Below are 24,717 nucleotides of genomic sequence, written 5' to 3'. Positions count from 1 at the left end.
CATTTATCCAATTAAAAATTGAAGGTGAGTATTTACTAATACCCTTTTGATAAGTCGACAACATTCTCAAGCTTAAATCCGCTGTGCCAGTTCCTATAGTTCTGTTGAAATATCTCTACAACCTGCTCGGGGACGCTTATAGCGGCAATGTGAGGCGTCACAGTGATTGAGGGATGATTCCAGAAGGCATGTTGTCTATCTAAAGGTTCGTGATTGAAGACATCAAGATAAGCATGAGTCACCGAACCCCCATCAACAGCCGCTAGTAGCCCCTCTTCATTAATAGTTGGACCTCTACCTACATTAAAAACTAAAACACCATTACATTGCTCTAAGGTCTCTCTATTCAATAATCCATTTGTTTCTTTTGTATTGGGTAATGTAGATACTACGATGTCAACCTGAGAAAGGGTTTGTCTTAATTCTTGTATATGATATGTCTCATCAAAGTTTGAATCCTTAGGTGGGATGCCACTTCTATTTACACCATATACCGTCATCCCCAATGCTTTTGCCATTTGGGCGACATGATTCCCAATTGAACCGGTGCCAAGAATAAGCATCGATTTGGTATCAATGGTTTGATAAGGTATTTGATGCCATAAGCCATTTACTTGTTGTTCTTTATATTGATCAAAGTGTCGAAAGTGCGAGATTGCGTAACCCAACACATACTCCGCTATCTGTTGTCCAAAAATACCTTTAACATTAGTAAGGGTAAACTTAGGCGTCTTATCCAAAGTTGAAAGAGCATCAACACCAGCGTAGATAGATTGGACCCATTCAACACAACTATACTGTTCTAGCTTAGTTGAAATTCTAGGAGGGGATGCGAGAAGAATATTGGCACTCTCTGGATCGTCAGTTATAGTTAAATCTTGTAGGTTAAGCTGTTCGATTAGTTCTTGGTATAGCGCGTCTTGCTCTGTATCGATATATAGTTTATTCGTTAAATTGTTCATCGGCTTTACTTTTTTCCCTGAGAGTAATCAAGTACACTTTCGCTGTATTTTTCTTCTGCAATAATGAGTGACCATGCTACAGAACCCGATACAAGTTCGTCTTGAAAAGTTCGAACCTTGGCAACAAATTACTTTTATGGCTTGCCTGTGCGAGCGTATGTACCCTAACTATGCCATATTTTGTCAAAATACAGAATTTGCAGAAAGCCGAATCTACCGCGATATTTTAGACAGTGTCTGGGAATTGCTAACGGTTAAAAATGCGAAGATCAATTTCGAACGTCAACTTGAAAAGCTTGAAGAAATCATTCCTAGCTCTGAAGACTTCGACTTCTATGGTGTATACCCAGCCATTGATGCTTGTATAGGGCTATCGAATTTGCTGCACGGCTTATTAGATAGAGAAGATCTGTATGATAATATGCAGAAGCTGAGTCAGGTTTCTGTTGTTACCGTTGCTCAACTTGAGGAAGCTCAAACACAAGTTGAAATTACTAATGAGAACCAAAAAGAGAATGAAGCAGTGTGTGCTGAATGGGATGTTCAATGGGCCATATTTAGGCCGTTAAGAGAAACCCAAGAGCGAGATATCGACTTGATTAAGGATCTTCGCCAAGAGCTTAAGGATGAAGCAACAAGCAACATTGGTATCGCACTTTAAGTTTTATTAATAGTGGGAGGCTAACCTCCCACTGTTATTTAGTCGTCTTTTTTACCATCTATTACACCATGCTGCTTTTTCCAAGCTTCCCAGCGTTCAAAAGCTAACTGCTGCATATCTACAGAGCGGTCAGCTTCATCAACAATTTCTTCACCTATTAGGTGCTCGAAGATATCTTCTAAAGTAACAATACCTTGAATAGTACCGTATTCGTCGACAATCATTGCTAACTGAACTCTCAATGACATCATTTGATCGAACGCTGCTGTCAGAGAACGCGTGTTTAGGATGACGTGGATAGGCCTCATTATTGAGCCAAGCTGCCTATTACCGTTTCCATCTTGCTGCTGTTTATACAAATCTAATCGATGCACAAATCCAATAATATTGTCTTTGGATTCGCTGTAGACCAATGGCCGCGAAAAAGGAGTGTCAGGGTGCTTCTTCAAAAACTGATTAATTGATAGTGAGGCGCTTTCGCGAAAAACAACCGGCCTTGGAGTCATTATTTGTGTGACTGGTATGTTTGTAATGTTCAGTAGGTTATGAAGTATTTTTGACTCCCCTTCAGCAAACTCACCACTCTCTTTAGCTAGGGACGCCATTGCGGTTAACTCTTCTCTAACTTTAGGTTCTTGATAGCCACTTGATAGCCTTTTTGTGATCTGTTCTGAGAACCATACGAATGGTGTTAATGCCCATACCATCCAATTCAAAATAACGGCAGACAATGGAGATAGCTGTCGCCAATAAGTCGCGCCTATTGTTTTAGGGACAATTTCAGAAAGAACTAATATCCCTAGGGTTAACACAGCAGAAAAAAGACCTAACCATTGACTACCAAATACAGCCGCAGCTTGTGCGCCAGCAGTGGCGGCACCGATGGTGTGAGCAATGGTGTTTAGGGTTAAAATTGACGCTAATGGTCTGTCGATATTATGTTTTAATTTACTTAGTGCTGAAGCTGATGGATGCCCAGTTTGCTTTAATTGGGCGATATAGCTAGGTGTAATACTTAAAAGTACAGCTTCTAGAACCGAACAAATAAATGAAACACCGATAGCAACAGTGACGTAAGTGAAAAGTAAAAGCATGGTTTTCCTATAGATGAATAATGCAATACTTGGACATTTTAACCACAGGAATAGTTCACATACTATCTTTTAATATTGGTTTGCTAATAAATATTTTGGGGTATATAAGCCATAAAGTAATGATTTTGAGTATCAATTGAGGTCAACTATTGAACAGTCTCGGTAGATAAAAAGTAACCAACGCCGTTCAAATTGTGAGTTAATGCTCATAATGCGGTTAAAAGTACGTCAGGAAAGCCAAAGAACATCGACAAACCTTTGCCAGACGGGGGCTTTATGCATTAGAGTGAGTTGAATTCGATAACCTATAAGAAGGGAAACCTAATGAACAAGACCCAATTAATCGACTTTATCGCTGAAAAAGCAGATCTATCAAAAGCACAAGCTAAAGCTGCTCTAGAAGCAACTCTTGGTAGCGTAACAGACGCACTTAAAGAGGGCGATCAGGTTCAACTAATCGGTTTTGGTACGTTCAAAGTGAATCACCGTGCCGCTCGCACAGGCCGTAACCCAAAAACTGGTGCTGAGATTCAAATTGCTGCTGCAAATGTTCCTGCATTTGTTGCTGGTAAAGCACTGAAAGATTCAGTTAAATAATTTATAATACGCCGAGGTAATCTTTATCTCGGCGTAATTTTCTATCTATGAAAAAACTTCTGCTATCTTCACTAATTATCTCTTCTCTTGTCGGGTGTAGCTCATCCGTTTCAACGCCTAATTTAGACCAGTTTTCTCACCATAGCGGTGGCAAATCAATGGGTGATGCGACATCATTCTACTGGTACACCGAAAGGCTCAGTCAATCCTATACAGCTGGCGATTATGTTTTTTCGGGTGATTACGGCTGGTATAAAACTGACTACCGTTGGAATGAAGGAGAGGTTCGAGAGCTGATTCGTGAGGGTGAGCAAATTCGCCAGGATGTAGGTCTCGTACCTTATAGAGTACATGTTCGGTTTAATGTAAAGGGAGAAGCGGTTTATCAGCAGTACCGTATTGATGATAAAGTTCTGCCTATTAATGAAGAACAGCTATTACGCTACCAACAAGAAGCGAAATCTGTTGCCGAGGTGACCAAAGAGTTCAGTCGAGATGGGATTGAACTGATTCAAGGTTATTGGGATGGTTCTCGCTTTGAGTCTTGTGGTGGGCAATCATATGAAGGTATTGAGTTTAACCAGACATTACCAGGCTTTGTGGTCAATCGTTTAGCCGAATTTGATAGTTACGTAGCGGTGCTTGGTAAAATACGCTCTAACAAAGTGATTATTGAGGATTTACTGATGCTTAATAGTGACAGCCATGATTGCGTAGAACGTCCAAGACTCATTGAATCCAATTAATTGATTTAAACCAAATGAAGCATAAAACAAAGGCGCTAATAATAGCGCCTTTGTTGTAATTAAAAACCAAGCTTTTGCTTAGCCTGTAATTAGATAATTATTTAGCTTCATTTTCACGCGCAATAGCACGGTAGCCGATGTCATTACGGTGAAACATACCATTCCAGCTTACTTGCTTGGTTAGCTCGTACGCTCGCTCCTGAGCTTCAGAAACAGTATTTCCAAGGGCAGTTGCACATAGTACACGACCACCGTTTGTCACAACGTCGCCAGCGCCATTATTAGCAGTACCTGCGTGGAAGATCTTCTGACCTTCAACGTTTTCAGTAGGCAGAGAAATAACGTCGCCTTTTGCGTAATCAGCAGGGTAACCGCCAGCGGCTAGCACAACACCAATTGAAGCGCGTGGATCCCAGTGAGACTCTGCTTCATCAAGCTTTTCGTTTACTGCAGCAAGACACAGCTCGACTAGATCCGATTCCATACGCATCATGATAGGTTGCGTTTCTGGATCGCCAAAGCGACAGTTGTATTCAATTACCTTCGGAGTACCGTCAGCATCGATCATTAGACCGGCATATAGGAAGCCAGTGTAAGGTGCACCTTCAGCATCCATACCACGTACTGTAGGGTAGATGACTTCTTCAAGAATACGGTTATGGATCTCTGGTGTTACAACCGGTGCAGGAGAATATGCACCCATACCACCTGTGTTAGGGCCTGTATCTTTATCGCCTACACGTTTGTGATCTTGGCTAGTTGCCATTGGAAGAACACTAGAACCATCTACCATAACGATGAAGCTTGCTTCTTCACCTTCAAGGAACTCTTCGATAACGACGCGGCTACCTGCTTCACCAAACGCATTGCCAGCAAGCATGTCTTTAATCGCGTCTTCTGCTTCTTCTAGAGTCATAGCAACAATAACGCCTTTACCAGCTGCTAAGCCATCAGCTTTCACTACGATTGGAGCGCCTTGCTCACGAACGTACGCTAAAGCAGGTTCGATCTCAGTAAAGTTAGCGTAGTAACCTGTTGGGATGTCATGACGTGCTAAGAAATCTTTTGTGAATGCTTTAGAGCCTTCAAGCTGTGCTGCCGCTTGAGTAGGACCAAAGATTGGTAGACTAGCTTCACGGAATGCATCAACAACACCAATCACAAGAGGTGCCTCTGGGCCAACAATCGTTAGTTCAATTGCTTTTTCTTTAGCAAATGCTACTAGCGCAGGAACGTCTTCTACGCCGATGTTTACATTTTCAAGCTTTGGCTCTAGTGCTGTACCTGCATTACCAGGCGCGACAAATACTGTTTCAACATCTGGGTTTTGCGCTGCTTTCCAACCAAGTGCGTGTTCACGACCGCCAGCCCCAATGATTAATACGTTCATGTTTTATTCCTTAAGTTCTAAATTCTCAAAAGCCCCTCATAATGAGAGGCTTGATATTCGTTTACTGTTTAGAAGTTAACTCTAATTTTTAGTGACGGAAGTGACGCATGCCAGTGAAGATCATTGCCATACCGTGCTCGTCTGCTGCAGCGATAACTTCGTCATCGCGCATAGAGCCACCTGGTTGGATAACACACTTAATGCCAGCTTTTGCCGCTGCATCAATGCCATCACGGAATGGGAAGAATGCGTCTGATGCCATTGCACAGCCTTCCACAACAAGACCTTCGTCTGCCGCTTTGATACCTGCAATTTTAGCTGAGTAAACGCGGCTCATTTGACCTGCGCCTACACCGATAGTCATGTCGCCTTTTGAGTAAACAATAGCGTTAGATTTAACGTATTTTGCTACTTTCCAACAGAACAGGGCATCTTTTAGCTCTTCTGCAGATGGCTGACGCTTAGAAACTACTTTAAGGTCATCTTTAGAAACCATGCCTTGGTCGCGGTCTTGAACAAGTAGGCCGCCGTTAACGCGTTTCACGTCAAAGCCAGTCGTTCTCGTTGTCCATTCGCCACACTCAAGTAGCCGAAGGTTTTTCTTAGCTGCTACGATTTCTACTGCTTCAGCAGAAACAGAAGGGGCAATGATCACTTCTACGAACTGACGTTCAGTGATTGCTGTTGCCGTTGCTGCGTCTAATTCACGGTTAAATGCGATGATGCCACCAAATGCAGACGTAGGGTCTGTTTTGAATGCGCGATCATAAGCTTCTAGGATGTTGCCACCTAGTGCTACACCACATGGGTTAGCGTGTTTAACGATGACACACGCTGGCTCGTCGAACTCTTTCACACACTCAAGAGCGGCGTCAGTGTCAGCGATGTTATTGTACGACAGTGCTTTGCCTTGAATTTGCGTTGCTGTTGATACAGATGCTTCTTCTGGGTTTGCTTCTACGTAGAAAGCCGCTGCTTGGTGGCTGTTCTCACCGTAGCGCATGTCTTGTTTCTTCTCGAACTGTTGGTTGAACGTGCGAGGAAATTTGCTCTTGTTTTCAGGAGAAGGTTCATCACCTTCTTTGTTCTCACCGTAAGATGGAACCATAGTGCCGAAGTAGTTAGCGATCATGCCGTCGTAAGATGCTGTGTGCTCGAATGCTGCAATAGCTAGGTCGAAGCGAGTCTCTAAAGTTAGAGATTTTTCGTTTGCGTCCATTTCAGCTACAACGCGGTCGTAGTCATGTGCGTTTACAACGATAGTCACGTCTTTGTGGTTTTTCGCCGCAGAGCGAACCATAGTTGGACCACCGATATCGATGTTTTCAACAGCGTCAGCAAGCGTACAACCTTCTTTTGCTACCGTTTCAGCAAATGGGTAAAGGTTAACAACAACCATGTCGATTGGGTTGATGCCATGAGTTTCCATGATTGCATCATCTTGACCGCGACGGCCAAGAACGCCACCGTGAACTTTCGGGTGAAGTGTTTTTACACGACCGTCCATCATTTCTGGGAAACCAGTGTAGTCTGAAACCTCTGTTACAGAGATACCTTTCTCAGCCAAAAGGCGAGCAGTACCACCAGTCGATAGGATATCGACACCACGGTCAGCTAGAGCTTGTGCAAACTCAACAATACCAGTTTTGTCTGATACGCTGATAAGAGCGCGGCGAATAGGGCGAGCGTTAGTCATGCTTCCATCTTCCTCAAATTCACGGAGTTAAAAATAGTAAAGATATTTGCTAAAAATAAACAATGTCCCAGTCAATGTCATTGTAAACAAAGCCGAATTGGCAATGTAGTAATGGATGAGGTTAAATACTCATGCTTTAGACTAGAGGTTGCTCAGTTTTGGTAAAGACCTTTGTGCGATTGAAAGTCGCGATAGAGACCCGTTTTGATGGCGCACATTCTAACTAATTTATTACATAAAAGCTCGCGCAATCGTTTGGCATCGCAAAAATAATTGTAAAATCGACGAAAATGAACCAAAAACGTAACAATGCAGTGAATAGGAAAGGGTATGTTTCAAATTGGTGAATTGGCTAAAAAATGTCAGGTAAGTACGGATACGTTACGTTTCTATGAAAAAAATAAATTAATAGAGCCAGCTGGGCGAAGTGACTCCGGCTATCGCTTATATAACGAAGCGAACCAGCGCCAAGTCAGCTTTATAATAAAAGCGAAAGAATTAGGCCTGAGCTTAGATGAGATTAAAGAGCTACTTGAAATTAAACTTGAACCAACAGAGCACAGCTGTGCAGAAGTTAAATCTATTACATCCGCAAAATTAGAGCTCATTGACGATAAAATCAATGAGCTCACTCGTATTCGCTCCGCGTTAAAAAAGATTAATGACGCTTGCTGTGGTCACGCTGATGATAAAGCGACCCACTGTTCTATTTTGGCTTCCATAGAATACGATATCGTTAAACGATCATGTTCATCAGAAGACTAAACCTTAAATAGACTAAGGTTTACTTGTAGTTGCTGGCCACTCTCCATCATATTGTTACTTGCTTGCGCTACTTGCTCAGCTTGTGAGGTGGTTTGAACACTGTGATCTGCAATGCTGGTTAGGTTTTGACTGATCTCATCGGTGGCAAGGGTTTGCTGCGAACTCGCCTCTGCTATCTGTTCATTTAATCCTAAGATAATATTCACCTGTTCCTCTATGGCACTGAGTGCATCTTTGGCGAGTACTGCTTGCTCTTGAGTTTGAGAGGATTGTACTTGCGTTTGAGCCATTGATTCCGAGACTTCTTTCGCTCTACCTTGCAGGTTAGAAACAATTTGCTCGATCTCATCGGTACTGGCTTGAGTACGTGTCGCTAGGGTTCTGACTTCATCAGCGACGACGGCAAAGCCTCTCCCTTGTTCACCAGCACGAGCGGCCTCAATGGCAGCATTCAGTGCCAACAAGTTAGTTTGCTCAGCGATTCCTCGTATGACATCCAACACTGTTCCTACATGCTCAGAGTCTTGAGCCAACTTATGAGTATTGGTTTCAGTTTGACTCAATATGGCAGAGAGTGAATCGATTTGAGTACTAGCCTGATCAATGACGCTTGCGCCTTGAGAGCCTTTGTCACTCGCTTCTTTCGCGGCATTTGCGGCGTGTTGAGCGGCATTCGCGACCTCTTGATTACTTGCATGCAACTCGTTCATTGCCGAAGCAACAGTATCCACGGCTTGGTGTTGTTGATTTGCTTTTGAGGAGCTGTCTTGTGCAACGTTGTTTAGATTAACCGCAGCATTAGTAATATTTTCGCTTACTGGCGTCATATTAAGAACAATGTTACGGATTTTTTCCGTGAACTGATTAAATGCAATAGCAATATGGGATAGCTCGTCGTTACCTTGCTCTGATAGCTGTTTCGTTAAATCACCGTCTCCACTCGCAATATCATTGAGAGCGTCGAGGGTTTCTTGACAAGGAGCAGAGATGCTTCGACCAATCCAAAGGGCGAGTACGACCATCAAAGATAGCGAAAAGAAAAGCGCATAGACGACATGCTGAACTCGTTCCCATACCACGGCATCAATATCATCAATATAAACGCCAGTCCCTATGATCCAACCCCATGGCTGAAAGAGTTTAATGTATGAGACTTTTTCAACATCAGTATCTGACCCTGGCTTAGGCCACATATAATTGACGAAACCACCGCCTTGAGCGCGTGCGACTTTAACAAATTCAACAAACAAAAGTTTACCAGTCGGATCTTTAACGCCCGATACATCTTTTCCATTTAATGCCGGTTTAATGGGATGCATGATAACGGCTGGCTGCATATCGTTAATCCAAAAGTAGTCTTTACTTTCGTATCTCAGCTTTTCTACTGCACGTTTTGCTTGTTCTTGTGCATCATCTTTGGAAAGTGCGCCGGAAAGCTGCTGTTGGTGGAAATGACTGACAAGGCTATGTGTTGACTCGACAAGGTGGCGAGTTTTAAGCTTTTTTGCTTCCATTAAATCGTTTTGATATTGATTAAGGACGTAGCCTAACGGAATCAGCAGCGCGATTGTCACAAGAGTGGTGAGTAAGATTAGACGTTTTTGAATCGTCAGGGTTCTCAAACCAAAAATATTCATAGTACACCCCATAAAGGTACATTAATTCTTTGGCTAGCCGCTGACTTATATTGTTATTTTTCTACCAGTAAATGTAGTGGAGGTTAGGGTGGTTTGGTAGTTGTATTGATAAAATAGTCAAAGATGGTTTAGGTATAATATTTAGGTAAGGTTGCTTAGTGTTCTGTTTCAATGCATTAGCGTTGATAGCTAACTGGTATGATGAGGTGTTGATAACAGCAGTGTTTAGAGTGTGTTGTTGGCTGAATTAGAAAGGGGTTAGATGTTTCCATCTAACCCCTTGGCATTTAATAAAATAACGTATGAATTCTAGTTCATGCCGTATTTTTTAAGTTTTTTACGAAGAGTTCCGCGGTTGATGCCCATCATCGTTGCTGCACGAGTTTGGTTACCACGCGTGTACTGCATGATGGTATCTAGTAATGGCTGTTCAACTTCAGCTAGAACTAACTCATATAGTTCAGTGACTTCTTGGCCATTTAATTGAGCAAGATAGTTTTTTAGAGATGCTTTAACGGAGTCACGCAGTGGTTTTTGCGCGATCTGATCTTGTGAAGTAACGGTAGTAACTGTTAAAGCTTCTGAAGTTATATTTTGTTCGAACATATTCGGTCTAGCTCTTCTCATTAATTATGATGCAACGTTATCAAAATAACCTTCTAGTGCTTCAAGTTGCAGCGGGGCTGCATCGATAGCATTGAAGGTACGGCGAAACTCACTCGCTTGTTCATGTTCTTTCAGGTACCACCCGACATGCTTACGAGCAATACGAGGGCCTAAGTACTCACCATAAAAATCATGAAGAGCATCAACATGGCTAAGCAGTATGTCTTTCACTTCCTCAAGGGGAAGGTCAGGCATAGTGGTGCCGTTTTCCAAATAGTGTTGGATTTCCTGAAAAATCCATGGACGACCTTGGGCAGGGCGACCAATCATTAAAGCGTCAGCACCGGTGTACTCCAGTACAAACTTAGCTTTTTCTGGACTATCGATATCACCGTTAGCGATAACCGGAATTGAGATAGCTTGTTTTGCCGCTTTAATGTGTTCATATTCGGCCTCACCTTTGTACATACAAGCGCGAGTTCTCCCATGGAGTGCTAATGCTTGAATGCCGCAGTCTTCGGCTATTTTTGCTATTTGGACACAGTTGCGATTCTCTGTGTCCCAACCAGTACGGGTTTTTAATGTTACAGGGACATCTACTGCATTAACTACGGCACTTAGAATCTCTTTAATGAGTTCAGGGTGTTGTAGTAACGCAGACCCGGCTAGTTTTTTATTCACTTTTTTAGCTGGACAACCCATGTTGATATCGATGATTTGCGCACCGTTTTCAACACTAAATTGTGCAGCTTCTGCCATAAGCTGTGGATCAGCACCTGCAATTTGTACAGAGCGAATGCCCGATTCGCCTTCATGTACCATGCGTTGCATTGATTTGGACGTTTTCCATAGTTTTGGGTTTGATGACATCATTTCACTGACCGCCATTCCCGCACCATAGCGAAGGCATAACTCTCGAAACGGTCTATCAGTAACTCCAGCCATAGGAGCGACGATTAGATTGTTCTTAAGTTGATGATTTCCTATTTTCAAAACGTCTTCACAGTTATACAGCAGCAAGGGCGCGCATTTTACGCATTTTTTCGCTGCGTGAAAAGACTAATATTTGAGCATTTACAATTTGTTTAGGTAAATCGCATTAAATTCAGCCAATTAAGCGAAAAAAGTCTTCTTTACGCCTGTTTGTGACCCGATACGCGACACCACTCACTGATCTCTTTAATCGGGTCGATAGTAAATTCATCGCGGTAGTAGCTTGCAACGTCTTCTGCTTGGGTGTCTAACACGCCAGACATGGCCAAGGCGCCAGAAGGTTTCACAAGACCTTTAATGATTGGTGAAAGCTCTCGTAGTGGTGCAGCAAGGATATTTGCAACCACAACATCAGCGATAAGGCCTTCAGGCTGATCTTGAGGCATAAAGAGTTCAAGTTGGTCTGCAACGCCATTTCGTTCTGCATTGTCTTTTGAAGCAACCAGTGCTTGAGGATCGATGTCGATACCAATGACTTTCTTGGCACCAAGCTTGATGGCTGCGATGGCTAAGATGCCAGAGCCACAACCGAAGTCGATAACGGTTTTATCCGATAGGTCTATGCTCTCAAGCCACTCAAGACATAAAGCGGTAGTAGGGTGAGTACCTGTACCGAAAGCCAGACCTGGATCAAGCATAACGTTAATGGCATCAGGATCTGGAACATCACGCCAGCTTGGGCAAATCCAAAGACGTTCGCCAAACTGCATAGGGTGGAAGTTATCCATCCACTCACGTTCCCAATCTTTGTCTTCAAGCTGCTCCACTTTGTAGGCAAAGTCTGCTTCTAACAAGTTGCTGAGCTTAATTTGGTCGATAATAAATGTGGTGTCGGCTTCTGCATCGTAAAGCGCAAGAACATCGATATCACCCCAAAGACGAGTCTCACCAGGAAGCGGCTCAAAGATCGGTGTGTCACGTGCATCCAAAAAGGTGACAGAAAGTGCGCCGGTCTCTTCCATTAGCATGTCACTAATTGTTTCGGCGTTGTCTTTGGTTGCGTTGAGTTTGATTTGAATCCAAGGCATGAGTTTGTACTCTTACAATGTTTGAAGATAGGAATGGCGCAGAGTTTAGCAGATATCTGCCGATTTTATAGCCATAAACAAAAATGCCCACCGAAGTGAGCATTTTGGCTACGTCTAGAGGGTTAACCCTAGCGAAAGTGAATCTTACTGAAGACCAAGCTTCTTCTCAAGGTAGTGGATATTTGCACCACCGTGTTGGAAGTTTTCGTCGTTCATGATGGATTCTTGCAGTGTTACGTTTACCTTGATGCCTTCGATGATCATTTCGCTCAGTGCATTTTTCATGCGAGCAATAGCAACATCGCGGTTCTCACCAAATGTGATCAGTTTACCGATCATTGAATCGTAATGAGGCGGTACTGTGTAACCTGTGTAAATATGCGATTCCCAACGCACGCCCATGCCACCAGGAGCATGGAAGCGAGTGATCTTACCTGGAGAAGGTAGGAAGCGCTCAGGATCTTCAGCATTGATACGACACTCAATGGCGTGGCCACGAAGTTTAATATCATCTTGAGTAAACGACAGAGGTTGACCCGCAGCAACTCGAAGCTGCTCTTTAATAAGGTCTACGCCCGTTACCATTTCAGTCACTGGGTGTTCTACTTGGATACGAGTGTTCATTTCGATGAAGTAGAATTCGCCATTTTCATATAGGAATTCAAACGTACCCGCGCCACGGTAACCAATTTCAATACACGCACGAGTACAGCGTTCACCGATGTACTTACGCATCTCTTCAGTGATACCAGGTGCTGGAGCTTCCTCTACAACTTTTTGGTGACGACGCTGCATAGAACAGTCACGCTCACCAAGGTGAATTGCGCCACCTTGACCATCAGCAATAATCTGAACTTCAACGTGACGAGGGTTTTCTAGGAATTTCTCCATGTAAACCACGTCGTTGTTAAAACACGCTTTTGCTTCTGCACGAGTCATAGCAATCGCTTCAACAAGGTCAGCTTCGCTACGAACAACACGCATACCACGACCACCACCACCACCAGAGGCTTTGATGATTACTGGAAATCCAATACGTTTAGCGTGTGCTTTATTCTTTGCATCATCGTCATCAAGTGGACCATCAGAGCCTGGTACACAAGGAACGCCTGCTTTCTTCATTGAAGTGATAGCAGACACTTTGTCACCCATGATGCGGATAGTTTCCGCTTTAGGACCAACAAAGATAAAACCACTGCGCTCTACTTGCTCTGCAAAGTCAGCATTTTCAGACAGGAAGCCGTAACCTGGGTGGATAGCCACTGCGCCAGTTACTTCTGCTGCTGAAATGATGCGAGGAATGTTTAGGTAGCTATCGATACCACGAGCAGGACCGATACAAACGGTTTCATCGGCGAGTAGTACGTGCTTTAGATCGCGGTCAGCTGTTGAGTGAACAGCAACTGTTTTGATACCTAGCTCTTTACATGCGCGAAGAATACGAAGTGCAATTTCACCTCGGTTCGCGATGACTAATTTATCTAACATGAGAGAGGCCTCTATTATTCGATAACAACAAGTGGTTGATCGAACTCAACAGGTTGACCGTCTTCTACTAAGATAGCCGTTACAACACCTGATTTATCAGCTTCGATTTGATTCATCATTTTCATCGCTTCAACGATACAGATAGTATCGCCAGCATTAACTTGTTGGCCAACTTTAACAAATGGTTTTGCATCAGGGCTTGGAGCACCGTAGAAAGTACCAACCATTGGAGAAAGAACTTGGTGACCAGATACAGCTTCTGGTGCCGCTTCTGCAACAGGAGCCGCTACTGGAGCCGCTTGTGCAACAGGGGCTGCTGCTGGAGCAACTGGTGCTGGAGCATATTGAATTGGAGCTACAGGTGCAGCTACGCCATTACGACTGATTCGTACTGACTCTTCACCTTCAGAGATCTCTAGCTCAGCGATGCCTGATTCTTCAACTAACTCGATAAGCTTTTTGATTTTGCGGATATCCATTTTTCTTTCTCTTTATCTTGTGAATAAGACAGCTCCTAAGTGAGCTGTAGAGTGTTTGTTTACTTAAAAAAGTAATCTTGTTGCTTTGGCGGTTAAGTGCTTACTTTGATTGCAAGTGCTTAATGGCTGCCGACAAAGCGAATTCATACCCTTGTGCGCCTAAACCACAAATAACGCCTTCAGCTTTATCCGAAAGGTAAGAGTGATGGCGGAAAGGTTCTCGTGCATGTACGTTTGATAAATGCACTTCAATAAACGGGATAGCAACACCAAGTAATGCATCGCGTAGAGCAACACTAGTGTGCGTAAAAGCTGCGGGATTTATAATAATAAAATCCACTTTACCAAAGGCATCATGAATGGTTTCGATCAGCTCATATTCACGATTCGATTGGAGATGTTGCAACTCAACCTGAGCGCCTGATGCCTGCTCGGTTAAGGTGTCAATGATCTGAGCTAGCGTTTGAGAACCGTAATGAGCGGGCTCTCTTAACCCCAAAAGGTTAATATTTGGACCGTTTAGGACTAGAATGCGAGATTTTGCAGTCATTGTGTTGCCATCTTCCTGTATCGTGTGATGAATCATAATATTCCCACATATTCAAAGAATCAGCATGAAATTTTTGTCAAAAGATCGCGATTCTTTGAAAATAGACCACGATTATAGCTAATTCAGCGCAAATCGCAGCAATTTACTGGTCTAATCACCTGTCTGTAACGACTGATTCTGTTACCGAGTTAACAAAAAACACATTAACCTTCGCGTTTGTATGGCCAAAGTTTGAGGTTGCACCCATAAAAAAACCGCCACATAAAGTGGCGGTTTTAGCGTTTAGTGTTTTAAACGAATGCTTGTGAGAGTGACTATTAGTTGCACTGTGCAACCTGTCGTGTAGTTAGTCCTCTATGAGTATTCGCTCTATGCAAGCTCCGCTTTTTCAGCGATCAGTTTCTCTACAACGCTCGGGTCTGCAAGTGTTGAGGTATCACCAAGATTACTCGTATCTCCGGTTGCGATTTTACGGAGAATACGACGCATAATTTTACCTGAACGTGTTTTAGGTAAAGAGTCTGTCCAGTGAAGGACATCTGGCGTTGCGATTGGCCCAATCTCTTTTCTTACCCAATCTTTCACTTCTTTATGAAGCTCAGCAGATGGGAATTCACCATCATTGAGTGTGATGTAAGCGTAAATAGCTTGGCCTTTAATATCGTGTGGAATACCCACAATAGCGGCTTCGGCAATTTTACTATGTGCAACAAGTGCTGACTCTACTTCCGCCGTCCCCATACGGTGGCCAGAAACGTTCAGTACGTCATCAACACGACCTGTAATCCAGTAATAACCATCTTCATCGCGACGAGCACCATCACTCGTGAAGTACATACCTTTAAATGTAGAGAAGTAAGTCTGTTCAAAACGTTCATGGTCACCGTAAACGGTACGCATTTGGCCTGGCCATGAATCGAGTATTACTAGGTTACCTTCCGCTGCTGTTTCTTCAATGATGTTACCCATGTTATCGACTAGGGCTGGCTGAACACCAAAGAATGGACGAGTTGCGGAACCTGGTTTTAGATCGGTCGCTCCTGGAAGCGGTGCAATCAAAATGCCGCCAGTTTCGGTTTGCCACCATGTATCGACGATTGGTGACTTTTCATTACCGATAGTTTTGTAGTACCACTCCCAAGCTTCTGGGTTAATCGGTTCACCTACAGAGCCCATAACACGAAGGCTTGAGCGTGATGTCCCATCAATGGCTTCTGTGCCTTTCGCCATAAGAGCTCGAATTGCGGTCGGCGCAGTGTATAGAATATTGACTTGGTGCTTATCGACCACTTCACTCATGCGGCTTGTGTTTGGATAGTTTGGCACGCCTTCAAATAGAATGGTTTTTGCACCATTCGCCAGTGGCCCATAGATAAGGTATGTGTGGCCAGTGATCCAACCGACATCCGCTGTACACCAGAATGTTTCGCCTTCTTGGTAATCAAATACATATTTGAAGGTCATGGTTGCGTAAACTAGGTAGCCGCCTGTGGTATGTAGAACGCCTTTTGGCTTGCCTGTAGAGCCTGAGGTGTAAAGAATGAATAGTGGATCTTCTGCGTTCATCTCTTCTGGTGGACAGTCAGCTGATACCGATGCTGTTGCTTCATGCCACCAAACATCACGATGCTCATGCCAGTCAATATCGCCACCTGTACGTTTGAAAACAAAGACTTTTTCAATGTTCTTCACTTCAGGGTTAGTCAATGCTTCATCGACATTCTTCTTCAATGGAACAGCGCGACCACCACGGACACCTTCATCCGCAGTCACAACCACTTTTGCGTCTGAATCAATGATGCGTCCGGAGAGTGCTTCTGGAGAGAAACCACCGAATACCACAGTATGTACCGCACCAATACGTGTACAAGCAAGCATTGCCACAGCAGCTTCAGGTACCATTGGCATATAAAGGCAAACGACGTCACCTTTACGCACACCTTGGTCTTTTAGGGCATTAGAGAATAGACACACTTCTTTGTGAAGTTCGTTGAAAGTAAGTGTTTTATCATCAGCGGGGTCATCACCTTCCCAAATGATGGCAACTTCGTCACCACGATCGGCAAGGTGGCGGTCGATACAGTTTGCAGAGACATTCAATGTGCCATCTTCAAACCAGCGAATATCAACGTGGCCAGTATCAAATGAAGTACTTTTAACTTGAGTGAATGGTTTAATCCAATCAACGATTTTTCCATGTTCAGCCCAAAAACCTTCCGGGTTAGAGACAGACTGTTGGTACATGGCTAGGTAAGTGTCGTTATCCGCGTGTGTCGTTGATTTAATATTTTCTTTTACCGGATAAATATGGGCTTCACTCATTGCTTCTCTCCTTGCGCCTTGATGTTGTGAGCAGAACAAATTTCCATTTTGTTATCGATTCATAGATCTAGATTGGAAAGTTTGTATGGCTACCACTGTCTGCTACCTTACGGCTTTCCACAATTAGACTTTAGGATGAGACGGCGGTTTTTTCTTATCTGGTAATGACTTAACTTAATGAATTGAGATGTGAGTCGCGAGTTTATCGCTGTTGATAAGGGGAGGTCAGCGAAGGAAGATCACCTTTTGTTAGCCGAACAAAAACCAAAGCGGCGGAAATGGCATCTTGTAGTGCGTCGTGCTTGCCTTGCATTGGTAAATCGAGATGCTTACAGATGGCATCCAAACTAAGGTCAAAGTAGGCATTGGGTAGGTGACGTTCTAGTTTATCGTGATAAATCTGGCTCACTTCTATGAGTGGATTAGGGAGCGGAAATCCGAGTTGTTTTCGGCAAGCAATATCAAGAATTTTTTTATCGTAGCGAATGTGATAACCCACTAATGGTCGGTTACCAATAAATTTGAGTAGCTGTAATAATGCTTCCTTTTCCCCAATCCCATCGAGTAGGTCTTGGTGGCGAATTTTATGGATGGTCACCGAACCAGAGTCAAGTGATTGAGGTGCTCTTAGCCGTACTTCAAAAGGTTGGCTAGTGATGATGCGATTATCAATTATTTTGGTCGCAGCAATAGTGACAAGTTCTGCACGGTTGGGGTCCAGACTCGTGGTTTCGCAATCAAGTGAGACAAACTCCCCTTTTTGTGGAGTGCCAAACAGCGACTGATAAGGGGAACCTTTCAGTTTCCGATGCCAATATTGTCGTACCAACCAATTCATTTAAACCTCTCTAATCGCGTCAAGACTAATCTCTAATCTGATAATGGAAACCAAGAAACTGCTTAAATTTTTTCACCACGTGGAGGCTATGGCGTAGTAAGTCTCGTTCTGTTCGATCAAGTTGCTTAAGCTCAATTTTGTTCGAACTATGATGTAAGGATAGTTGTTGTGATAGACGCAATTTGAAAAAGAGCTTGAGTGCTTCAGCGAGGTTATCGGCGGTTTCGGGTTCTAAGATACGGTTAGATTGCAATTTTTCGATCCGATCAAAAGTATTCTTCTCATCAAGTCCATATTCGAGTGAGAGGGCGCGAATACCATGTACGATAGGGAATATGCCCCCTTGTTTGATGTCTAAGCCTTCTTTGTTATTTTTTACGTTACCGAATAAGGTCAATGGAATTGAAAACTGAAGCGCTGGGCGAGTGAATTCTTGCAGCACGAGCATCTTATTTTTCATTAATCCGTGTAAGTGTTCACTTACCTCTTTAAGTAGTTCTTCGTTACCCGCGACAGCATGTGCATCTGCCATTATAGCCAGATCCATAACATGCTCAGGCTTAGCACTTTGAACCCAACGACTCACGGTATCTTTCCACTGCTGTTGGCTCTTAACCCATTTGGGATTGTTTACCATGACGTCGCCAGGGCAGAGTGGATAGCCAAGCTGCTGTAGAGTGTGGGTCAGCTGATTCATAACCGATTGGCAGTAGTGCCATTCAAGGCCGTCTCGTAGAATGAGCGCGTTATCTTGATCTGTTTTAAGTATCTGTTCGCCACGACCTTCTGAGCCTAAAACAATGAGACAGCAATGGTCATGAAGTGCTGGTGGCACGACGAGTTCAAACGCCTTTTCTATGATCTGTTCGTTGACCGCGGAAATGAGCTCCATAATGAATCGGGTTCGAATACCATTACCAAGCAAGCTTTCGACGAGTTGTCTTTGTTTATTTGATGCAAGCGCGAGTTCTTCGACGCTACTGGCTCTAGCGATGCTTAATGTTAATACATGTGAATGAGTTGAAAACGCACTAAGGATCTGCGTCATATCGAGCATGCCCACCGCTTCTTTGCCATCGCAAACCATTAAACGCTTCATCTTATTGCGGGTCATGGTGATCATGGCATTAAAGAGGAAGTCGCCATCATCAATATGAAGGACGGGGAAGGTTGCTATTTTTCCAATGTTAGCATCCAGTGGGCAGTGTTCTAGCATGACGGCGTGCAACATATTGGTTCTTGTGACTATCGCATAAGGGTGTGAGTTTGGGTGTTCGATTAATCGCGGATCATCATTAGAAAGTCGAACCAGTGCAGAATCAACGCCATTATGTTTTAGTTGCTGTGTCACTTCATTGAGCGGCTGTTCAGGTTTTAGGATCATCGGAGGGTGATAGATCGAATGATCGACTTTCGTCAGTATAAATTCCGCAAGATTTTGCTGTTGCTGCGCGGCATCAATGAGAACTTGGCGTTTCTTGAGATTATTGTCAAAGTAGGCAGCAAACTGACCATTAGCCTCATAAAGCTCAATAAAAATGGCCTTGGGCAATAGGTAGGATAGGGTGTCTTCAAGTGCAATATATTGATGGCGTACCTCGCCATCGAATAGGGCTCTAACATCGAACATGTCATCATTAGCGTAATGTGCGAAGATCTCTGAGTCGTTGGTCGAGCGTTCTTCAACAGCGCCTTTTATTAATATGTGCAGGTGCTGACAGCTTCTTTCTGGCTGTAATATGACATCGTTGTCACGATAATAGGCGACATCCAGAGATGAGCGCAGTTGATGTTGCTGTTTTTCGGTTAAGCGGTCAAAAGGTGGAGACTGCATATTGAATTTGTCTGGCATCACCCTTCCTCCTGGTAACGTTCTCTATAACCAGTGTGACAAATTCCACCATTAGCTCCAGACGACTTTGGTCTAATGATTGATTATTAAAAAGTTCGCTTTCGCTTTTAAACGGAGTTTTAGATGAGGTTGAACGTGAATTTAAAGCGGAAATACACAGAAAGGCTTTCTTCCCTTTTTTATCTCGCTTTCTATGCCCATAATAGGCGCGCTTGCACTTTTGCCATGTTTTAGGAGCACTCGATGCTAACCCCATCCCCCTATGGCTGGATCTCCCAGTATTTTCTCGGTTTCTTTTTTGCTTACGGTGTTTATCTACCGTTTTGGGCGCTTTGGTTTGAAGAGCAAGGTGTCTCTGCAACCGATATTGGCGTGCTAGTCGGTATTGGATTTGCCACCCGTTGCGTTGCCAATTTAGTGATTACGCCGCGAATTCATAAAGCGGAGCATCTTTTACCTGCGCTTCGTTGGCTAAGCTTTGCCGCGTTCTTATTTGTTGGCTTTCACTTTTTTACGGGGGGAAACTTCTGGTTAATGGTCGCCGCAACCGTCTTATTTAATCTTTGTTGTGGCCCTATTGTTCCATTGTCCGATGCATTAGCGAACTATTACGCACGCTTAAAAATGCTCGATTATGGCCGAACACGCCTGTGGGGTTCGGTTGCGTTTATTGCTGGCTCTACGGTTGTTGGGTATCTTATTGCTTGGTATGGCACTGATATGATCTTGTATACCGCGCTGGCGGGTGTTTTATTTTCATTGATTATTTCGATGAGAAGCATAAGCACGATGCCTAAGACGTTGAGCACTAAAAATGTCGAAAGGCCAAAAGTGTCTCAGCTTCTACGTGAATGGCCAGTCATCAAGTTTTTGACCTTGATTGCTCTTATTCAAGGAAGCCATGCTGCTTATTATAGCTTTAGTGCGATCCACTGGCGTGGTGCCGGGTATTCGGCTGATATTATTGGTTATTTGTGGAGTCTGGGCGTTGTGGCCGAGGTGGCTGTGTTTGCCTTTAGTAAACGAGTTTTCGCTGGTTGGACGCTCCGAGCGCTGTTTGTGACGGCCTCTATTGGTGTGATGGTACGTTGGGGTATCACCGCTTCGACAACAGAACTGTATGCACTGGTTATGGTTCAGCTATTGCACGGTGTGACGTTTGCGATGGCCCATATTGCTGCTATTCAATACATACAGAAAGAAGAAGAGCATAAAATGGTGGCACTGCAAGCTCTGTACAATGCCATTCCACTTGGCGCTGTGATTGCACTTATCACAACTCTGAGCGGTTGGGGCTACGATAATTTTGGCGCAAATGTGTTCTGGGCGATGTCGTTCATGGGGGCTGTCGCTCTGTTGGTTAAAGTTGAAGATAGAAGTGCAAAAATAATTGATCTTAATAAAGCCGAGTCCAAAGCACAGAATTAGACTCAATTGATTGAGATTGCAGCAGTTCCCTAGTTAAATAAACCTCTCCTGTCGGAGAGGTTTTTTGTTTCTGGCACTGTGCCTCTTTTGTAAAAAATGGTTGCGAAAATATAGATTAGAAAAGGATGTCTAATGCAAGGATGGATTGTCATACCGGTTTCACTCGCGTATCTCGCCATACTCTTTCTTATTGCTTGGTATGGCGATCGTCAAACTAACTGGTTAGCGAAGTGGCGACCGTGGATCTATAGCTTATCAATCGCGGTCTATTGTACCTCTTGGACGTTTTATGGAACGGTTGGGCAGGCCAGTAGTAACCCATGGTCATTCTTACCGATATACGTCGCTCCAATTTTAGTCTTTACGCTTGGTTGGCGAGTTTTAGCTCGTTTGGTGTTAACGGCCAAGCGAGAGCACATCACCTCTATCGCTGACTTTATTGCGGCACGGTATGGTAAATCTCAGGGCTTAGCGGTTGCAGTCACGTTGATCGCGGTTGCTGGAATTTTGCCTTATATTGCGTTGCAGCTACGCGGCATTACCATGGGGCTCGATATTGTCGCGCCAAATTTGGCGAGTGATCTCGGTTATCAGGAACGCTATGTATCGTGGTTTGTGGTGGGGGCACTGGCTGTTTTTACCATGCTATTTGGTACGAGGCATATTGATAACACCGAACACCATCGTGGCATGATGATGGCGATTGCGTTTGAATCGGTCATTAAGCTAGTGGCTTTTTTAACCGTTGGTTTTTTTATTATTTACTTAGCTTGGAATCAAGAGCATGTCGATTTAGTCTCGGTGGCTAAGCAAACCTATCAATCCCCGAATATCCCCACGTTATTGATCCATACTGCACTGACGATGGTCGCAATTGTCTGTCTGCCCCGACAATTTCACACCATGGTGGTTGAGAATGAACGTGCTCAAGATCTTCATACTGCGCGTTGGCTATTTCCGCTTTACCTTATTTTGATGGGGATCTTTGTTCTGCCAATCGCTTGGGTTGGGCAGAGCTTATTAGCTGGAAGTCCTGCTGATGCGTATGTGATTAGTGTCCCGATGTCTGTGGGCGCTGATAATATCGCATTACTGGCCTTCCTGGGCGGTACATCGGCAGCAAGTGGAATGGTGATTGTCTCCACGATTGCTCTTGCCATTATGGTATCTAATGATTTAGTGATGCCGCTGTTGCTACGACGAATGCGTATTACCGATCGTAATTACCGTCACTTTTCGGGGCTGTTGCTGATTATTAGGCGCGCGCTGATCTTGCTGCTTCTTATTGGGGCTTGGGGCTTTTATCAGGCGCTCGATACGATCCATTCGCTTTCTGCTATTGGCTTTCTCTCTTTTGCTGCGATTACGCAATTTGCACCGGCACTCATCGGCGGAATGTATTGGCGTACAGGCAACCGAAAAGGTGTGTATGTAGGTTTAGCGGTAGGTTTTAGTATTTGGTTAGTGACCTTAATGAGCCAAACAGGCGTGCTAGCTGGAGATGCGAGCAATAACGCACTGATTTGGTTGATTACGCCGCCAGAACTATTGAGCGATTGGGGTATAAAAAGCTCAGACTGGGGAATGTTGCTGAGTGTGGTTACCAATACCTTCTGTTTTGTGGTCATCTCAATGGTAACTCGTGCAAGCCTGAGTGAGCGCTTACAGTCGGCGTCCTTTATCGGGATGCCACTTCCTGAAAGTGAAAATCAGACGCTATATCAAAGTCGTGTGACCGTTGGAGAACTTGAGATGCTTGCGTCTCGGTTTGTTGGACGGACACGCGTGCGTAGCGCTTTTAACCAGTATTGGACACAGCAGCATGAAACCTTGCTACCCAATCAACAAGCACCTTCTACTCTAATCCGCCATACCGAGCGGGTGCTCGCTGGTGTCTTTGGTGCGTCTTCTGCCAAGTTAGTACTGACTTCAGCGCTGCAAGGCAAGAATATGCAATTGGAAGAGGTTGCCACTATTGTTGACGAGGCCTCAGAGCTGTATGACTTTAGTCGAGGCCTACTCCAAGGGGCGATTGAGCATATTGGGCAGGGTATCGCCGTGGTTGATAGACAGCTTAGGTTAGTGGCCTGGAATCAGCGCTATCTCGAACTGTTTGAATTTCCAACGGGGTTGATTCAGGTTGGTCGCCCCATTGCGGATGTGATTCGTCATAACGCAGAGAATGGACTTTGTGGGCCGGGTGATCCTGAAGACCATGTTCGTCGCCGAGTTTCACACTTAGAACAGGGGACTCGCCACACATCTTCTCGTATTCGTCCTGATGGTCGAGTGATTGAGGTTCAAGGTAATCCCATGCCGAGCGGTGGGTTTGTGATGAGCTTTACCGATATCACCGTGTTTAGAGACGCTGAACAAGCCCTCAAAGAAGCCAATGAAACGCTTGAAGTTAGAGTTTTAAAACGGACGCAAGAATTAGAGCGACTGAATAAGCAGTTAGTGAGTGCTACCCAACGATCAGAGCATGAGTCTCAATCAAAATCTCGATTTCTAGCCGCAGTGAGTCATGATTTGATGCAGCCTCTCAATGCCGCGCGTCTTTTTGCTTCATCACTGTCTGAGGTGGCGAAAGACCAAGAAGTGAAAGGGCTATCAACGCACATTGAGAGCGCACTAGAGGCGGCTGAAGATCTGATTGGTGATCTGCTTGATATTTCACGCTTAGAATCTGGCAAGTTGGACGTTCATGTTCAAAGCTTCGCGATTAAAGATGTCCTTTCTAATCTAGATGCCGAATTTAGTGCATTGGCAAAACAGCAGCAGCTCTCATTTAAAATGATCCCGTCATCGTTACTGGTTCAGTCAGACCCTAAATTATTAAGACGAGTGGTCCAGAACTTCCTTACCAATGCATTTCGATACTGCCCAAGAGGCAAAGTGCGTTTGGGGGTGAGGCGTGTTGGTGACAAAGTGAGAATTGATGTTTGGGATAATGGGATTGGTATCGATGAAGGTAAGCAGCAGGAAATCTTTGAGGAATTTACTCGTGGTAGTCAAATTCGCTCCGATCAAGGTCTAGGCTTGGGGCTAGCCATTTCTAAAGGGATTGCTCACGTGTTAGGCCATTCCATTTCACTTCGCTCTTGGCCAGAACAAGGCAGTGTGTTTTCTATTACGCTCAATAGAGCACAAAGTGATGAGATCATTAAGGTTGAAAAAACAGCGATGCCGGTCTCCGATCTCTCTCATATAAAAATTCTGTGTGTTGATAATGAGCGAGAGATATTAGTTGGGATGGAGAACTTGCTAGCGCGCTGGGGCTGTGAAATTAAATTAGCTGAGGATTTAGTGCAAAGTATGAAAGCGCTCGAGGGTAGTTGGGTTCCTGATGTGATTTTCTCTGACTATCGACTCGATAATGGTCGTACGGGGCTTGAGGTACTTCAACAATGTCGTCTGAGATTAGGAGATAGCTTTAAAGGCGTGATCATCAGTGCGGATAGAACTGAAGATATGCTTGACGGGATTAAGTCGAATGATTTTGCTTTTATTCCTAAGCCTGTTAAACCCCTAAAATTAAGAGCGATACTAAACCAAGTCAAATAGCTTGACTGCTGATGAGCTACG

General features: G+C 44.1%; 20 protein-coding genes. 6 read left to right on the top strand and 14 right to left on the bottom strand.

Features of this window, described 5'->3' with window-relative positions; translation table 11 throughout:
* Positions 1-35 precede the first annotated feature (35 nt).
* Positions 36-962, bottom strand: a complete 927-nt coding sequence (locus KP803_RS18745; RefSeq protein WP_248010375.1) for a D-2-hydroxyacid dehydrogenase — start codon at positions 960-962, stop codon at positions 36-38.
* A 73-nt stretch (positions 963-1,035) separates the two neighbouring features.
* Here KP803_RS18745 and KP803_RS18740 point away from each other — a divergent pair, with 73 nt between their 5' ends.
* On the top strand, positions 1,036-1,623 hold the full coding sequence (locus KP803_RS18740) for a YjaG family protein (protein WP_248010374.1): 588 nt from the start codon (positions 1,036-1,038) through the stop codon (positions 1,621-1,623).
* A gap of 38 nt (positions 1,624-1,661) precedes the next feature.
* Here the strand turns inward: KP803_RS18740 and KP803_RS18735 are convergent, their stop codons facing one another.
* A complete protein-coding gene (locus tag KP803_RS18735) occupies positions 1,662-2,717 on the bottom strand; it encodes a CNNM domain-containing protein (protein ID WP_248010373.1) in 1,056 nt (351 codons plus the stop codon).
* A gap of 324 nt (positions 2,718-3,041) precedes the next feature.
* Between KP803_RS18735 and hupA the strand changes: the two genes are divergently transcribed.
* On the top strand, positions 3,042-3,314 hold the full coding sequence (gene hupA, locus KP803_RS18730; protein ID WP_102404203.1) for a nucleoid-associated protein HU-alpha: 273 nt from the start codon (positions 3,042-3,044) through the stop codon (positions 3,312-3,314).
* A gap of 47 nt (positions 3,315-3,361) precedes the next feature.
* Entirely contained in the window at positions 3,362-4,060 is a 699-nt protein-coding gene (locus KP803_RS18725) for a DUF1481 domain-containing protein (protein ID WP_248010372.1), read from the top strand.
* Positions 4,061-4,157: 97 nt separating this feature from the next.
* Here the strand turns inward: KP803_RS18725 and purD are convergent, their stop codons facing one another.
* Complete coding sequence (gene purD, locus KP803_RS18720; RefSeq protein ID WP_248010371.1) at positions 4,158-5,450, bottom strand: phosphoribosylamine--glycine ligase; 1,293 nt, start codon at positions 5,448-5,450, stop codon at positions 4,158-4,160.
* Positions 5,451-5,538: 88 nt separating this feature from the next.
* Positions 5,539-7,146, bottom strand: coding sequence for a bifunctional phosphoribosylaminoimidazolecarboxamide formyltransferase/IMP cyclohydrolase (purH, locus tag KP803_RS18715; RefSeq protein ID WP_248010370.1), 1,608 nt, complete (start codon positions 7,144-7,146; stop codon positions 5,539-5,541).
* A gap of 330 nt (positions 7,147-7,476) precedes the next feature.
* Here purH and zntR point away from each other — a divergent pair, with 330 nt between their 5' ends.
* Positions 7,477-7,911 (top strand): Zn(2+)-responsive transcriptional regulator, encoded by a 435-nt coding sequence (gene zntR, locus KP803_RS18710; RefSeq protein ID WP_248010369.1) that lies wholly within the window; start codon positions 7,477-7,479, stop codon positions 7,909-7,911.
* Here zntR and KP803_RS18705 read toward each other — a convergent pair.
* The 10 genes from KP803_RS18705 to KP803_RS18660 all read right to left on the bottom strand — a co-directional run bounded on the left by KP803_RS18705 (position 7,908) and on the right by KP803_RS18660 (position 19,704).
* A complete protein-coding gene (locus KP803_RS18705; RefSeq protein WP_248010368.1) occupies positions 7,908-9,548 on the bottom strand; it encodes a methyl-accepting chemotaxis protein in 1,641 nt (546 codons plus the stop codon). The two genes, zntR and KP803_RS18705, sit on opposite strands and share 4 nt — an antisense overlap.
* A 309-nt stretch (positions 9,549-9,857) precedes the next feature.
* Positions 9,858-10,154: a DNA-binding transcriptional regulator Fis gene (gene fis / locus KP803_RS18700; protein WP_017035697.1), complete on the bottom strand. Its 297-nt coding sequence runs from the start codon at positions 10,152-10,154 to the stop codon at positions 9,858-9,860.
* Between the two features lie 24 nt (positions 10,155-10,178).
* A complete protein-coding gene (gene dusB, locus KP803_RS18695; RefSeq protein WP_248010367.1) occupies positions 10,179-11,147 on the bottom strand; it encodes a tRNA dihydrouridine synthase DusB in 969 nt (322 codons plus the stop codon).
* A gap of 140 nt (positions 11,148-11,287) precedes the next feature.
* Positions 11,288-12,175 (bottom strand): 50S ribosomal protein L11 methyltransferase, encoded by an 888-nt coding sequence (gene prmA / locus KP803_RS18690; RefSeq protein WP_248010366.1) that lies wholly within the window; start codon positions 12,173-12,175, stop codon positions 11,288-11,290.
* A 144-nt stretch (positions 12,176-12,319) separates the two neighbouring features.
* Positions 12,320-13,663, bottom strand: a complete 1,344-nt coding sequence (gene accC / locus KP803_RS18685; RefSeq protein WP_248010365.1) for an acetyl-CoA carboxylase biotin carboxylase subunit — start codon at positions 13,661-13,663, stop codon at positions 12,320-12,322.
* Between the two features lie 14 nt (positions 13,664-13,677).
* Entirely contained in the window at positions 13,678-14,142 is a 465-nt protein-coding gene (gene accB / locus KP803_RS18680) for an acetyl-CoA carboxylase biotin carboxyl carrier protein (RefSeq protein ID WP_248010364.1), read from the bottom strand.
* 100 nt (positions 14,143-14,242) lie between these two features.
* A complete protein-coding gene (gene aroQ, locus KP803_RS18675; RefSeq protein ID WP_248010380.1) occupies positions 14,243-14,692 on the bottom strand; it encodes a type II 3-dehydroquinate dehydratase in 450 nt (149 codons plus the stop codon).
* A 369-nt stretch (positions 14,693-15,061) separates the two neighbouring features.
* Entirely contained in the window at positions 15,062-17,014 is a 1,953-nt protein-coding gene (gene acs, locus KP803_RS18670; protein WP_248010363.1) for an acetate--CoA ligase, read from the bottom strand.
* Positions 17,015-17,216: 202 nt separating this feature from the next.
* Positions 17,217-17,852, bottom strand: a complete 636-nt coding sequence (locus KP803_RS18665) for a 3'-5' exonuclease (protein ID WP_248010362.1) — start codon at positions 17,850-17,852, stop codon at positions 17,217-17,219.
* Positions 17,853-17,877: 25 nt separating this feature from the next.
* On the bottom strand, positions 17,878-19,704 hold the full coding sequence (locus tag KP803_RS18660; RefSeq protein ID WP_248010361.1) for a DUF294 nucleotidyltransferase-like domain-containing protein: 1,827 nt from the start codon (positions 19,702-19,704) through the stop codon (positions 17,878-17,880).
* 243 nt (positions 19,705-19,947) lie between these two features.
* On the opposite strand from KP803_RS18660, the gene KP803_RS18655 reads away from it, so the two are divergent.
* Together KP803_RS18655 and KP803_RS18650 are read left to right on the top strand one after the other, a co-directional pair.
* Positions 19,948-21,132 carry a 3-phenylpropionate MFS transporter gene (locus KP803_RS18655; RefSeq protein WP_248010360.1) on the top strand — a complete coding sequence of 395 codons (1,185 nt, stop codon included), beginning with the start codon at positions 19,948-19,950 and terminating at the stop codon, positions 21,130-21,132.
* A 132-nt stretch (positions 21,133-21,264) separates the two neighbouring features.
* On the top strand, positions 21,265-24,696 hold the full coding sequence (locus KP803_RS18650) for a hybrid sensor histidine kinase/response regulator (protein WP_248010359.1): 3,432 nt from the start codon (positions 21,265-21,267) through the stop codon (positions 24,694-24,696).
* Positions 24,697-24,717: the final 21 nt, after the last annotated feature.

This window comes from Vibrio amylolyticus (assembly GCF_023145695.1).
In the GTDB taxonomy this organism is placed as follows: Bacteria; Pseudomonadota; Gammaproteobacteria; order Enterobacterales; family Vibrionaceae; genus Vibrio; species Vibrio amylolyticus.
This window is presented reverse-complemented; position numbering and strand designations above follow the sequence as displayed.

What these genes read in the sequence shown, in the direction of transcription:
- KP803_RS18745 (WP_248010375.1), bottom strand. Translation starts at nt 962, where the DNA reads ATGAACAATTTAACGAATAAACTATATATCGATACAGAGCAAGACGCG.
- KP803_RS18740 (WP_248010374.1), top strand. Translation starts at nt 1,036, where the DNA reads ATGCTACAGAACCCGATACAAGTTCGTCTTGAAAAGTTCGAACCTTGG.
- KP803_RS18735 (WP_248010373.1), bottom strand. Translation starts at nt 2,717, where the DNA reads ATGCTTTTACTTTTCACTTACGTCACTGTTGCTATCGGTGTTTCATTT.
- hupA (WP_102404203.1), top strand. Translation starts at nt 3,042, where the DNA reads ATGAACAAGACCCAATTAATCGACTTTATCGCTGAAAAAGCAGATCTA.
- KP803_RS18725 (WP_248010372.1), top strand. Translation starts at nt 3,362, where the DNA reads ATGAAAAAACTTCTGCTATCTTCACTAATTATCTCTTCTCTTGTCGGG.
- purD (WP_248010371.1), bottom strand. Translation starts at nt 5,450, where the DNA reads ATGAACGTATTAATCATTGGGGCTGGCGGTCGTGAACACGCACTTGGT.
- purH (WP_248010370.1), bottom strand. Translation starts at nt 7,146, where the DNA reads ATGACTAACGCTCGCCCTATTCGCCGCGCTCTTATCAGCGTATCAGAC.
- zntR (WP_248010369.1), top strand. Translation starts at nt 7,477, where the DNA reads ATGTTTCAAATTGGTGAATTGGCTAAAAAATGTCAGGTAAGTACGGAT.
- KP803_RS18705 (WP_248010368.1), bottom strand. Translation starts at nt 9,548, where the DNA reads ATGAATATTTTTGGTTTGAGAACCCTGACGATTCAAAAACGTCTAATC.
- fis (WP_017035697.1), bottom strand. Translation starts at nt 10,154, where the DNA reads ATGTTCGAACAAAATATAACTTCAGAAGCTTTAACAGTTACTACCGTT.
- prmA (WP_248010366.1), bottom strand. Translation starts at nt 12,175, where the DNA reads ATGCCTTGGATTCAAATCAAACTCAACGCAACCAAAGACAACGCCGAA.
- accC (WP_248010365.1), bottom strand. Translation starts at nt 13,663, where the DNA reads ATGTTAGATAAATTAGTCATCGCGAACCGAGGTGAAATTGCACTTCGT.
- accB (WP_248010364.1), bottom strand. Translation starts at nt 14,142, where the DNA reads ATGGATATCCGCAAAATCAAAAAGCTTATCGAGTTAGTTGAAGAATCA.
- aroQ (WP_248010380.1), bottom strand. Translation starts at nt 14,692, where the DNA reads ATGACTGCAAAATCTCGCATTCTAGTCCTAAACGGTCCAAATATTAAC.
- acs (WP_248010363.1), bottom strand. Translation starts at nt 17,014, where the DNA reads ATGAGTGAAGCCCATATTTATCCGGTAAAAGAAAATATTAAATCAACG.
- KP803_RS18665 (WP_248010362.1), bottom strand. Translation starts at nt 17,852, where the DNA reads ATGAATTGGTTGGTACGACAATATTGGCATCGGAAACTGAAAGGTTCC.
- KP803_RS18660 (WP_248010361.1), bottom strand. Translation starts at nt 19,704, where the DNA reads ATGCCAGACAAATTCAATATGCAGTCTCCACCTTTTGACCGCTTAACC.
- KP803_RS18655 (WP_248010360.1), top strand. Translation starts at nt 19,948, where the DNA reads ATGCTAACCCCATCCCCCTATGGCTGGATCTCCCAGTATTTTCTCGGT.
- KP803_RS18650 (WP_248010359.1), top strand. Translation starts at nt 21,265, where the DNA reads ATGCAAGGATGGATTGTCATACCGGTTTCACTCGCGTATCTCGCCATA.